General features: G+C 62.2%; 12 protein-coding genes. 5 read left to right on the plus strand and 7 right to left on the minus strand.

Annotated features, from left to right (window positions below):
* Positions 1-17: 17 nt before the first annotated feature.
* Complete coding sequence (locus CQ14_RS31410; RefSeq protein WP_063800454.1) at positions 18-800, minus strand: GntR family transcriptional regulator; 783 nt, start codon at positions 798-800, stop codon at positions 18-20.
* A gap of 137 nt (positions 801-937) precedes the next feature.
* Here CQ14_RS31410 and pcaB point away from each other — a divergent pair, with 137 nt between their 5' ends.
* The gene (gene pcaB / locus CQ14_RS31415) at positions 938-2,275 is read left to right on the plus strand and encodes a 3-carboxy-cis,cis-muconate cycloisomerase (protein WP_082650125.1); all 1,338 of its coding nucleotides are present in this window, start codon (positions 938-940) and stop codon (positions 2,273-2,275) included.
* A gap of 35 nt (positions 2,276-2,310) precedes the next feature.
* Positions 2,311-3,306: a Bug family tripartite tricarboxylate transporter substrate binding protein gene (locus tag CQ14_RS31420; protein ID WP_057861681.1), complete on the plus strand. Its 996-nt coding sequence runs from the start codon at positions 2,311-2,313 to the stop codon at positions 3,304-3,306.
* 269 nt (positions 3,307-3,575) lie between these two features.
* On the opposite strand, the gene CQ14_RS31425 is transcribed toward CQ14_RS31420, so the two are convergent.
* On the minus strand, positions 3,576-4,673 hold the full coding sequence (locus CQ14_RS31425; RefSeq protein ID WP_245320658.1) for a hypothetical protein: 1,098 nt from the start codon (positions 4,671-4,673) through the stop codon (positions 3,576-3,578).
* Between CQ14_RS31425 and CQ14_RS31430 the strand changes: the two genes are divergently transcribed.
* Complete coding sequence (locus CQ14_RS31430; RefSeq protein ID WP_245320661.1) at positions 4,651-5,952, plus strand: ATP-binding protein; 1,302 nt, start codon at positions 4,651-4,653, stop codon at positions 5,950-5,952. The two genes, CQ14_RS31425 and CQ14_RS31430, sit on opposite strands and share 23 nt — an antisense overlap.
* 63 nt (positions 5,953-6,015) lie before the next feature.
* Here the strand turns inward: CQ14_RS31430 and CQ14_RS31435 are convergent, their stop codons facing one another.
* The 3 genes from CQ14_RS31435 to CQ14_RS44900 form a co-directional block, all read right to left on the minus strand.
* Complete coding sequence (locus CQ14_RS31435) at positions 6,016-6,495, minus strand: GNAT family N-acetyltransferase (RefSeq protein ID WP_063800448.1); 480 nt, start codon at positions 6,493-6,495, stop codon at positions 6,016-6,018.
* 197 nt (positions 6,496-6,692) lie between these two features.
* Entirely contained in the window at positions 6,693-7,469 is a 777-nt protein-coding gene (gene dapB / locus CQ14_RS31440; protein ID WP_057861770.1) for a 4-hydroxy-tetrahydrodipicolinate reductase, read from the minus strand.
* A 203-nt stretch (positions 7,470-7,672) separates the two neighbouring features.
* On the minus strand, positions 7,673-7,846 hold the full coding sequence (locus CQ14_RS44900; protein ID WP_199805660.1) for a hypothetical protein: 174 nt from the start codon (positions 7,844-7,846) through the stop codon (positions 7,673-7,675).
* A 366-nt stretch (positions 7,847-8,212) separates the two neighbouring features.
* On the opposite strand from CQ14_RS44900, the gene CQ14_RS31445 reads away from it, so the two are divergent.
* Positions 8,213-8,416, plus strand: a complete 204-nt coding sequence (locus tag CQ14_RS31445; protein ID WP_057861685.1) for a hypothetical protein — start codon at positions 8,213-8,215, stop codon at positions 8,414-8,416.
* Between the two features lie 83 nt (positions 8,417-8,499).
* On the opposite strand, the gene rnk is transcribed toward CQ14_RS31445, so the two are convergent.
* A complete protein-coding gene (gene rnk, locus CQ14_RS47935; protein WP_199805661.1) occupies positions 8,500-9,414 on the minus strand; it encodes a nucleoside diphosphate kinase regulator in 915 nt (304 codons plus the stop codon).
* 424 nt (positions 9,415-9,838) lie between these two features.
* Here rnk and CQ14_RS31455 point away from each other — a divergent pair, with 424 nt between their 5' ends.
* Positions 9,839-10,825 carry a hypothetical protein gene (locus tag CQ14_RS31455; RefSeq protein WP_057861686.1) on the plus strand — a complete coding sequence of 329 codons (987 nt, stop codon included), beginning with the start codon at positions 9,839-9,841 and terminating at the stop codon, positions 10,823-10,825.
* A gap of 90 nt (positions 10,826-10,915) precedes the next feature.
* Here CQ14_RS31455 and CQ14_RS31460 read toward each other — a convergent pair whose 3' ends face one another.
* Positions 10,916-11,425, minus strand: a complete 510-nt coding sequence (locus CQ14_RS31460; protein WP_057861687.1) for a hypothetical protein — start codon at positions 11,423-11,425, stop codon at positions 10,916-10,918.
* Between the last annotated feature and the right edge of the window lie 178 nt (positions 11,426-11,603).

Genomic DNA, 11,603 nt, shown 5'->3' on the forward strand with positions numbered 1-11,603 from the left:
GTTCGTCCGGGGCGATCTCAGGCGCGTGATTTCGCCTTGCCGGAAGATCGCGTCGCGCGGCCGTCTGCCGTCCCCGGATTCCCAACACGCTTCAGCACCGAGGTCACTACGTACCGCCCGGCGGGATGGATGCTTTCGGACATCTCGAACAGACGGCCGTGCGAATCCAGATAGCGGCGGATGACCTCGAGCGCGGGTGATCCGGCTTCCGCCCCCAGCGCCTTGGCGAACTCGTTCGGAATCACGGTCGCCGCCACGGTCTGGTGCACCTCGGATGCGATCACGCCGTAGCTGTCCGCAATCATGTCGCAGACCAGGCGACGGTCCTTTCGGATGTCGCTGACGGCATCCGCATAACTCTCCTCGACATAAACATTGACCCAGGCGAGCGGCGAACTCCTGGGCTTGGTCGAGGCACGAACATAGGGAATCCGCAGCCAGCGTGACCCCGGCTGGCAGCCAAAACGCTTCGCGGCCTGACGATCCATCACGACGGTCTCGATACGCCTGATATCGCGATCCGTCGCCGCGGCGAGTTCAACCAGATCGCTCAATGCGCCCAGCGTCTGCTGAAAGCTCTCCTGCGGCCGTTCGCGGCTCTCAACCCGCGTGCCGGACCCCTTGCGGCGCGACACCGCCCCAAGCTCGGTGAGCCGGCGCATCGCCGCCCGCACCGTCTGGCGGCTGACATCGTAGTGCGCCGCAAGCTCGAGCTCGGTCGGGATCAGGCCGCCGACCGGGTACTGGCCGCGGTGGATCGCTTCCAGCAAATCGCGGGCAATGTCCTCGTAGATCGGCATGTCGAACGGTTCTCGTGGGTCGGCGCGCTGGCATAGCACGGCTTCGGCGCCCCTGCATCGGCGCTTGACAAATTTGTACGCATCAATCATATGGCCGTACATATTAACGAGGAGGAAACACGCGCGTGGCCAGCACGATGTTCGACAGCGCCCTTTATCGCGACGTTTTCTCGACGCCTTCGATGCGGGCGGTATTTTCCGACGAGGCGCAGCTCAAGGCTTATGTGCAGGCCGAGGTCGCGCTTGCCACCGCGCAAGGCGAGACCGGTGTGATCCCGCGCGAGGCGGCCGAGGCGATTGCGCGGCAGGCCCCGGCGATCGTGCTCGACAGGGCGCAGTTGAAGCGCGACACCGAGAATGTCGGTTATCCGATTGTGGGCCTGGTCCGCCAACTCTCCGAGCAGCTCGGCGAACCCGGCCGCTATCTGCATTGGGGCGCGACTACCCAGGACATCATGGATACCGCGACCGTGCTGCAACTGCGCGACGCGGTTGCGCTGATCGAAGCCCAGCTGGCCGAGGTGATGGGTACGCTTGCCAATCTCGCCACCCTCCACCGCGATACGCCAATGGCGGGCCGGACCCATCTGCAGCAGGCGCTGCCGATCACGTTCGGGCATAAGGCCGCGATCTGGCTATCGGCACTGCAGCGCTCGGCCGAACGGCTCGAACAGGCCAAGCCTCGCGCCCTTCAGGCGCAGCTTGGGGGCGCCGCTGGCACGCTGGCGGCGCTCGGCGATCGCGGACTGGATGTTCGCGCCGCTTATGCGTGGGCGCTTGGTCTCGCTGAGCCTGACATCACCTGGCACGTCGCCCGCGACGGACTGGTCGAACTGGTCCAGACGCTGGCCGTGATCTGCGGCGCACTCGGCAAGATCGGCTACGACGTCATGATCCTGATGGCGACCGAGATCGGCGAGGTGTTCGAACCCTTCTCCTCGCATCGCGGCGCCTCCTCGACCATGCCGCAGAAGCGCAACCCGATCTCCTCGGAAATCCTGCTGGCCAACGCGAAGGCCTCGCGCGATGCCGCTTCGCTGATGCTGGATGCCATGGTGCAGGATCTCGAGCGCGCCACCGGTCCCTGGCATTGCGAATGGCTGGCGCTGCCCCAGGTCTGTCTGTTGACCTCCGGGTCGCTTTCGCAGGCGCAATTCATGCTGTCCGGCCTGATCGTCGAACCCGCGGCGATGAAGCGAAATCTCGATTCCACGCGCGGCCTGATCGTGGCCGAAGCCGTCATGATGGGGCTTGCGCCCGCGCTCGGCCGCCAGTCGGCCCATGACGAGGTCTATGCCGCCTGCCGCGATGCGTTCGAGCGCGGCGACGCGCTGCTCGATGCCTTGCTGCGCCGTCCGGTGATCGCATCGGCCTTGCCGCGCGAGCAACTCGCCGCGCTGTGCGAGCCGTCAAACTATCTGGGCACCGCGGGCGCGATGGTCGACCGCGTGCTCGCGCGTCAAAGCAAACGATAGACAAAAACAAAATAGACATTTGGGAGGATTGATTCATGGCGTTCCGTACGCTCGATCGCCGCGCCGTCACGTTCGGCCTGGCTGGTGCCCTCTGCATGCCTTCGATCCTGCGCGCGCAGGCAAACTATCCGGACCGGCCGATCAACGTCATCGTACCATTTGCCGCCGGCGGGCCGACCGACGCGATCGCGCGCATCTATGCCGAATTCCTCTCGCGTGATCTCGGGCAAACGCTGGTGATCGAAAACGTCGCCGGCGCCGGCGGAACGATCGGCTCGACCCGAGCCGCGCGCGCGACGCCCGATGGTTACACGATCCAGATCGGCCAGGCCGGTACGCATGTATCGAGTGTCGGGCTTTATAAGAACCTGAAATACAACCCGATCACCGATTACGAACATCTCGGACTGCTCGGCGATTTGCCGCAGGTGCTCGTCGTCAAGCGCGATTTTCCGCCCGGCGACTTCAAAGCGTTCGTCGATTATGTCCGCGCCAATGAATCAAAGCTCAACGCTGGCACCGCCGGCCCCGGCTCGTCGGCGCATATGGGCGCAGCCATGCTCAACGTGCGGCTCGGTACCAAGGTCAATCTGGTTTCCTATCGCGGAACGGGTCCCGCGATGAACGATCTGATCGCGGGCCAGATCGACTACATGGTCGAAGTGTCGCTCACCGCGCTGGCCCAGATTCAGGCGAAGACCGTGCGACCGCTGGCCGTCTTCCGCTCGGCGCGCATATCCACTTTGCCCGACGTCCCCTCCACCAACGAGTTCGGCGTCGACGGCCTCGACTTCCCGGTCTGGCTCGGATTCCTCGCCCCCAAGGGCACGCCGCAACCGGTCGTGGAGCGGCTTAACGCCTCGATCCGCAAGGCGACGCAGGACGCAACCCTGCGCGCCCGCCTCGCCCCGCTCGGCCTCGAAATGCCTGATGATGCGACCAACACGTCAATCGGCTTCCGCGCCTACATCCAGTCGGAAATCGACCGCTGGGTGCCGCTGATCCACAAGGCCGGGCTGACGATTGAGTGAGGCCTGAACCTAGCCGCCTGGCAAACGCTGTCGCCTCGGCCCGCTGAACCCGCACTCGAAGGTCATGGAGTTCAGCAATCAGCTTGGCCATTTCATCAGCGCTTTGAAGCAAAGCCTGAACACGACGAAAACTACTCATATGGCCACTCGCACAAACCGCCAGAAGTTCAGCACATTGCGAGCACATGCACTACGAGACAGGATTTTCCAATGCCGTAGGAATACTGTTCGACAAAAGGAGAATTCAACAAGCCGCGGGCTGCTCGCTGCTATTGCGGTCTGGCCGGCAGCCGGCGGATCGCCCAGCCATTGCCGAAACGGACGAGCATCGCATCGCAGTTGTTGTCAGGACATTTCTGGCCGGTGTCAGCGGGAAACACGCGCAGTGCGATATGGTCGTTGTCGATCCAGCGCGCCAGGCGCCATTCGCGAAGCTCGCCCTGCTCGGTGGCGTGCTCCCACTCCAGCGACAGCGAACCGTTTACATTCGAGCCAACGGAAAGATCATTGGGGCCGCCATAGGCATAATCATTGTCTATGACGATGAATTTTGATCCATCCGGCGAAAAATATGGCGTACCCGAGAGACGCAGGACATTGCCCGTGCGCCCACTGAGAAGTTCCGCAGCACTGCCTTCATAGTACCCGATCACAATTGAATAGACGCGCGCTTCGGGATGATAAGCGGCGAGCCGATGGCTGATACACCTCGCTGCGTCGTCGGTCTCGCAAGCTTTGCCTTCATCCCGATACGCCTTTGACGCGCCGTTTTCGAGCCGCAGCGTCAGCAGATCGCCCTCGCGGCTCGCGAGTTTTCCGAACTCGCGCAAGCAAGCAGCTTCCACCGCATCCGTTTTCTGGTGCTCGATATCTACGCCGCACGTCGTGGGCGCCGCATTCGCGCCGGCCTGGGCAACGGCGTGGCTGGGCAAAAGGAGCAACAGATATCCCGCAACCAGCAAATAAATCGTGCGAACGAGCATATGGATCGGCCGTTTTCCCTGGACACGCACGGCCACTAGCGGGCCTGCCCTAAAATGAACTCTATCTTCAGTTGATGCCTTAATATCACACATATCGCCCACCGGCCGCCATTTTCCCGTTGCTGGCCCAAGCCGATGCGATAGCTTATCCGGGGGAATTGGGCAGGCAATGAAAGCAGGCGGCGAAACAACCAGATCGAAGAGCCGCGCCGCGATCACGGCCAAACGCGGCCGTGCGCCGAAGGCGGCGCGCGTCGAGAGCCCGGCAAAAGCGAAAGCCGCAAAAGCCAAACATCCTGCGAAAACGGAAATCGAACAGCTTACCCTCGAGCTGCAGGAAGCCCGGGAGCGGCAGGCGGCGATGGCCGAGGTCTTGAGCCTCATCTCGGACTCGCCGACCGGCATCCAGGAGGTGTTCGACCGGATCGTCAAGAACGCCGCGCGGCTGTGCCAGAGCGTGCTGAGCGCCGTCTATCGCCGCGAGGGCGAGCACGTGCATCTGGTCGCCTACGACCAGTTCTCCCCGGAATCGGTGGCCGCGGTGCGCAAAGCCTACCCGGCCCCGCTGACCAGCAAGAACCTGATCTCGGTCGCCATCCGCGAGCGCCGCGTCGTGCACGAGCCTGACGTGCTCGTCTCCGGCGGCTACAGCGACCTGCAGAAAACATCGGGCTATCGCAGCATCCTCGTCGTGCCGATGCTGCGCGACGACGTCGCGATCGGGGCCATCGCGGTGATGCGGCTCGAGCCGCAATTATTTGCCAAGGCGCAGGTCGAGTTGCTGAAGACCTTTGCCGGTCAGGCGGTCATCGCCATCGAGAACACGCGGCTGTTCACCGAGGTCCAGGAGCGCACGACGCAATTGTCGCAATCGCTGGAAGATCTCCGCGCCGCGCAGGACAGCCTCGTGCAAACGGAGAAGCTGGCCGCGCTCGGACGGCTGGTGGCGGGCGTGGCGCACGAGCTCAACACCCCCGTCGGCACCAGCCTGACGGTTGCCTCGGCGTTCATCAACAAGGCCGATCGCTTTGAAGCCGATGTCGCCGGCGGCGATGTGCGCCGATCGAGCCTGACCGAATTCATCGCGGCCAGTCGCGAGGCGGCCTCGCAAGTCATGATCAACCTCAATCACGCGATCGATCTGATCCAGTCGTTCAAGCAGGTTGCGGCCGACCGCAACGTCTCGGATCGCAGGGGTTTCGATCTCGGCGTGGTGACCGAACAGGTCGTCAAGGGGTTGCGGTTCGGGCTACGCAGAAATCTCGTGGTCAACGTCGCCTGCGAGCCCGATCTCGCCATGAACAGCTATCCCGGCCCCTACGGCCAGGTGCTCACCAACCTAGTCATCAATTCCGCGGTGCACGCCTATCCGGATGGCGCGCGCGGCGCCGTCCATATTGCGGCCCAGGCGTCGGGCAAGCACAACGTCGAAGTGCTGTTCTCGGACGACGGCTGCGGCATGAGCGCGGAGATCAGGCGCCAGGTGTTCGATCCATTCTTCACGACCCGGCGCGACCAGGGCAGCACCGGCCTTGGACTGCACATCGTCCACAACATCGTGACCAATCGCTTGGGCGGCCGGATCAATCTGGAAACCAGGCCCGGCGCCGGAACGAAAATCCGGATCATCGTGCCGCGCGAAGCGCCGCTTGCCGCGGAGTGATGCGTATCAGACGACTGTCCGCACCGCGGGCAGGTTGGGATGAATCCGTGTCGCCTTGGACCGCTACAACGGTTTGACCAAGCGTATTGACTCCGGCCTAAATCCGCCACGCTGGTAGAAGTCAAGCGCACGCCGATTGTCTGCGAACACATCCAAGCTGAGAAAACGGTATCCCATTTTGAGCGCCCAGTCCTCAGCGTAGCTCATCAACAATCCCGCAACGCCCTGACCTTCCGCCTCCTCTATGAGTGCCAGGATCGCGACGTAACCGCATGGTTCGTTCGTTACGCCGTCTTTGCCTGGCTGCATATGGATATAACCCAGCCGCATGTCGTTCTGTGAGATTGCGATGAGCGTCTGGGAGCCTTCGGTGGCGTTGTCCAACGTGGCGGCCATGAAGCGACTCTGAAACCGCTCCATCGCATTCAAGGTATGCCACGCGGGGCGCGGGACGCCCGAAAGACGGGGCGACAGACCGAAGAGGAAGTCATTGTCTGACGGACAAGCTTCCCTAACCCGAATCGTACTCGCACCACGTTGCATTTCATCCTCTTTAAGTGGCACTTCATCTGTCGCTTCACAGACTTACAGCGCGGCTTGAATGTCCGAGAAGCATGCCCAAGGCAGGCATCGATGGCAAAACTCCTGATTTGTGATTAGAAGTTCGTGTCGGGCCAGAAGGGGACATTCGCAATCGAGGTGAGTGCGACTGCTCCGGCTCCATTGATCCCAGTGAGGCGTCACGAACGCTTCAAGCTCAGGACATCTTGCATATCATGCTCGCCGCTTGTACGCCCGGCAATCCAGCGAGCAGCGGATAGCGCGCCGCGTGCAAACATACCGCGATCCAACGCCGAGTGTGAAAGGGTCACAACCTCTTCGGCGGCGGCGAACGTAACGCTATGCTCTCCGACAATGCCCCCACCTCTCATGACAGAGAAACCTATTTCGCCTAGTAAGCGCTCGCCAAAGCTGCCGTCCCGCCCTCGCCGCTCGACGGCGGCGAGGGAAACGCCGCGGCCTTGCGCAGCGGCTTCACCCAACATCAAAGCCGTCCCAGAAGGCGCATCGACCTTTCGGCGATGATGGGCTTCAGAAATTTCGATGTCCCAAGTCTCGCGGGGGAAAATCCGGGCCGCTTGCGCGACCAAGCCGACCAGCATATTGACACCAAGTGAGAAGTTACCGGAGCGCACAATCGCTATCCTGCGTGCCGCTTCGCTAATCCGGCCAAGTTGATCAGGCTCAAAGCCCGTGGCGCCTATCACCAGTGCAGGCCGGCCACTTGCCGCACATGCTTCCGAGAGCTCGGTCGCCGCCTTACTCGTCGTAAAGTCGATGATCACGTCTGCTTCATCAAGCGCGGCTGCGAGGCTGATCAAATCATCGCCGGTGCTGCCCGGACGACCTAGATTACCAATATGAATGAAAGCGGGATCAGCATTCAGGGCCCGAATAACGGCTTGGCCCATCTGTCCACGGCCGCCGGCAACAACGATTTTGCAAGGCGCGGTCAATGGCATTTACATACGAAAGCGGCAATTGCGTTTCACATTTCCGACGCAGCAGAATAGAGGCATTCGCGACAAAGGCAACTTTGGCGTGACAGAAGCAATGTCTGCTCTGCCCCCAAAAGCGACGCGGTTACCGCGGCAACGAAAAGATGCGAAGCGCCGGCGAGGCTGCTCCCCGGGTCACAAGCGCCTGACAACGTTTGCTTCTAGTCGCCCGGACAAAGTTGCTGACCGGGCTCGCGATCCTTCTGAAGGTCAGCCTCAAGTTCCGAGATGATGACGTGTAACAGGCACGCGGCAAGTGGATCGGTGACTTCCCGTTCCAGAATCCGATAGCGTGCGATCTCAGTTTCAAGCTCTCTGAACTGGCGCTCTGTCATGACGCTTGCCCTCCGGCAAACCGACGCTTGGCCGGCCGAGTTGTTTCGCAAGAGTTTTCAGATAATTTTCTATGGTTTCTATCTTGTGAATCCGTGCCAGCCCGCCGCGGGATCAGCACGCCTATGGGACGTTTTGAAGGCGCTCGCTTCCCGACTTTTGAGTTCCCTGGCTTAACGCCACTTGCCGAACGGGATCGATGCCCGGAGTCCTACGGAAGCTCTCGGTGCGCCGATTGGCACCGCCTTTGCTGTACGCCTGAATGCGCCGCGAGCGCGTCCCAAATCAGACCAGCGCAGAGGCTACCAATGACAACTTCGCATCGACTTCAGACACTCCGGGGCACGGCAGCGGCGAACCGCTCGCAAATGGCGAAACTGATTGAAAGCCTCGCGCGTTCGGTCGAGTTGCTCAGCATCGAGATAGAACACGAGGAAGCCCGTGCAGGTGTTTATGATCTGTCGGCCGTAACCTATCCGGTGTTGGCGCGGAGCCTGAGGTCCCGGAAGGAGAACATCCGGATTACCATTGCTTCGCTGGAGGCGCAGCTCCACGCAACCGAGGCGGCGTAGTGGCATTTGCTCGGACCGACTGTCGCGCCGCGGGAAAAACCACGCGGCGCGTCTAGCCTCAACATGCCGCTCAAAAGCCTCCTTCAGTTGGACACGCCCAGCACCGTCAAGGACCGCTTGTTGTGGCCCGGCGTCTGAAACTCGATGGCTTGGCCAACCGACAGGCCGATCAATGCAGCTCCGACCGGCGTAAGAACCGAGACGCGCTTCAACGCTATGTCCGCTTCGTGCGGATACACCAACACCACGTCCCGGACCTCACCGGTCTTGTCATCGCAGTACCGGACCTGCGAGCCCATGCGGACTACTCCACGTAGATCGGAATCGTCCGCCACCAAGCTTGCACGCTCCATCTCCTGCGCAAGGAAATGGGCCACGCGCGGGAAGAGCATCGCACTTGAACTGGCCAGAGTATTTAGACGCCTAGCCTCATTCTCCATCACCGTGATCGGCGGCAACACGATTTCAGCTTTGCTCTTGCGATTAATCTTGCTCATTACCTTCTCTCCTTTCCTAAGCTGCTGATGGTCCCGGATCATCGTCACCAAAGAGCTTTTTGCCCTTGACCACCGGATTGCAAAACAAAGCCCTGACAACGTCATTCGCTTCACCTCGACTGACGCGCTCGATCCCGACGACGTTGGTCGCCCGGCGGTGAAGAAGGGCATTTCACTTCCGACCTTCAGCCCCACCAACGCGGCGCCCAACGGTGACGTCACGGGGATTTGGGTTCGCTCGGACGCGTAGTCTTCGGGATACACCAGTTGCCTGGTCTCGCGAGGGAAGCCCCAGGTGATCCAGAACGTCACCCACGCCCCCATGGTGACAATACTGTCCAGTCTGGCTGCGCCATCAGGGATGATTTCCGCGCGGTTGATCTCACTCAACAGAAAGCGTGCGTCCACGTCGCCTTGATCTGCGCCTGCCTGCGCGAGCCGCTCCAAGCGGCGATGGTCAGACGCCGGAAGAGTGACGTCCGGAATAGAGGGGTTGTTCACGACATGCCTCCTTGTTTGGGCTTCCCTCGCGAGAGAGCCACACACCAAATCTGTTTGATGAAGGAAGGGGGATCCGGACGGCAAATTACCGTCCGGCTAGACTCCTGCTTGGAGGCGTCCGGCGTGCAAGCAACGCCGCGCGATGCGCGGATCGATGTCGAGGACGTGTATCATGTCGGGGCCACCATAGGATCTTCCACCGCGCCCTGTATCGCGACCAAAGATCGCACGCCCTCTCAGGATGCCAGAGGATGTCCATGGTCCATCGAGAGGCTCGTGGCTTGCGCGAAAGCCACACGGTCATGCGCGACTAAATGTGCCGGACGGGGTGCAGCATGGGGGCGGCCCCCGCCACATCGACGCGGGCCGTATGAAATACTGAGTTTCTACGACCCCGGGTTCGGGATCGGCCGGAAGACACCAGATGCCTTTCGCGCGGCTGCAGGACCGGCACTCAGGGGCCCGGATCGTGTTGCCGGGCCAGAATGAATCCACCGCGCTGCCGGATTTAAGCCGCATTGTGACCCAGGTCGCGGCCAAAGGTCGTGCCCACGGGGGCGCAACACCGGAGGCTTCCATGTCCGGTCATTTGCGATTTTGCTTCGCTGCATTCGTCTTTCTCGCAAGTCTCTCGACATCGCCAGCATCTTCGAATTCCTTTGCCGATTTTTTCAATCTCGCTCCCCGGCAGGCCACCGCGCCCGCTCCCGCGGAAGCAGAAGAAGAGTGCTTGTCGCGGCCCGGCAAGTCGACGACGGCCGGCCAGCACTGGGTCTACCGGTTCGATGGTCACCGCAAATGCTGGTTCCAGACCGATGAGGCGGTGGCGGCGAAACAGCAGGCTCGTCATCGCGCCGCGAAGCCTCGCGCCGTCTCTACCGAGGAGAACGAGGCCGCGCGGCGCAAGCGTAAGGCGGTCGTGGATGCCCGTGCAGAGCTGCTGCGCTCCGCACCGGCGGAAACCTCTCCGCCGACGCCGCCCGCACCCAGGCTGAAGGTGGCCGATGCTGCTTCCGTCGTCGCTGCGGGCGCCGCAGCCCTCGTGCCGCCGGCACCCATCGCCAACGGCGTCGCCGATCAGCAACCCGCATCGCGCCAGGTCGACGTGGAGACGCTTCTGACCGCTGCGCCGGCCGCCAGCGCAGCGGTTGCCATCTCCGTGCCTTCGGCCGCGCCAACCGCCGTTACCGTTGCCGAGGCAGCCGATGACGGGTGGGGCTCTACGGCAAGCTGGATTGGCATGCTGCTGATGGCGCTGGGTCTCGTTTCCGTCTTAGTCTCGAGCCGGCCCCTTCGGGAGACCATGCTCGATTTGATGCGGGAACGACTCGGTACGCAATGGGGTCGCGAGCGCCCGTTCGAAGGCGGGCGAATGACGTCCCGTCAACAAGCAGACTATTTCAGCGCGTAGACTGGGATGAGGAAAGCGATCTAGCGCGGCGCGAGCCGCGATCTCCAGCTTGTGCCAGTCCACGGCGGAGCCGGCACATCGGCAAGTCGTTCAATTCTGTGACTGGGCTATCGGCCCGGCGCTCTCGCGAGGATTGGAGGCGACCTGCGGCAGGGCCAGGGTGAAAGCATCGACCAGCCGGCGCCGCCAAGGTTGGGTCAGCATCGACAGCTTGCCTTCGAGCAGAGCTGCCCTTTCCCGGGCTCCCACGCTTTCGGTGCTGACTTTGAGCAGTTCGGCAAGCAGCTTGTTGGTGCGTTCGCACTCCCGCTCGAAATCGGCCCGATGGCCGCTGGCAATCACCTTCATCTCCGCCAGCTCGGTCTGCAGGGTCTCGATTCGCTGCTTCAGGGCGGTGACCACCTGCTGACCGGCCTGCAATTGCGGCTGACGGGGTGTTGGGGAATGGCTGAATTCGCTGAGATCGACCTGGACCAGCGTCTTTCCATCGTTGGAGCGGGAGCGTGGCCATCGGTGCCGTTTCACCAGGGCGCGCGCGGCTTCCGGCGAAACTGTAAGTCGTTCGCCCAGTTCGGCATACGTCAGCATCTCGACGGGCATGATTTTGCTCCCGTTGGCCGGACGGTCACCACCCGGATACAGCTAAATCGTATCAATCTATGGTTAAGGGGTGGTTTACCGCGAGCGGGAACCCAGACGCGGCGACACTGGGGGCCGTCCGACCCGCAGCCCGGATGGAGCGAAGCGCAAATCCGGGGAACAGTCTCGCCAGCGGATG

Source organism: Bradyrhizobium lablabi (assembly GCF_001440475.1).
GTDB classification, from domain to species: domain Bacteria; phylum Pseudomonadota; class Alphaproteobacteria; order Rhizobiales; family Xanthobacteraceae; genus Bradyrhizobium; species Bradyrhizobium lablabi.

Excerpts from the sequence above, each read along its gene's own strand:
- CQ14_RS31410 (WP_063800454.1), bottom strand. The coding sequence starts at position 800 with ATGCCGATCTACGAGGACATTGCCCGCGATTTGCTGGAAGCGATCCAC.
- pcaB (WP_082650125.1), top strand. The coding sequence starts at position 938 with ATGTTCGACAGCGCCCTTTATCGCGACGTTTTCTCGACGCCTTCGATG.
- CQ14_RS31420 (WP_057861681.1), top strand. The coding sequence starts at position 2,311 with ATGGCGTTCCGTACGCTCGATCGCCGCGCCGTCACGTTCGGCCTGGCT.
- CQ14_RS31430 (WP_245320661.1), top strand. The coding sequence starts at position 4,651 with ATGGCCGAGGTCTTGAGCCTCATCTCGGACTCGCCGACCGGCATCCAG.
- CQ14_RS31425 (WP_245320658.1), bottom strand. The coding sequence starts at position 4,673 with ATGAGGCTCAAGACCTCGGCCATCGCCGCCTGCCGCTCCCGGGCTTCC.
- CQ14_RS31435 (WP_063800448.1), bottom strand. The coding sequence starts at position 6,495 with ATGCAACGTGGTGCGAGTACGATTCGGGTTAGGGAAGCTTGTCCGTCA.
- CQ14_RS44900 (WP_199805660.1), bottom strand. The coding sequence starts at position 7,846 with ATGACAGAGCGCCAGTTCAGAGAGCTTGAAACTGAGATCGCACGCTAT.
- CQ14_RS31445 (WP_057861685.1), top strand. The coding sequence starts at position 8,213 with ATGGCGAAACTGATTGAAAGCCTCGCGCGTTCGGTCGAGTTGCTCAGC.
- CQ14_RS31455 (WP_057861686.1), top strand. The coding sequence starts at position 9,839 with ATGCCTTTCGCGCGGCTGCAGGACCGGCACTCAGGGGCCCGGATCGTG.
- CQ14_RS31460 (WP_057861687.1), bottom strand. The coding sequence starts at position 11,425 with ATGCCCGTCGAGATGCTGACGTATGCCGAACTGGGCGAACGACTTACA.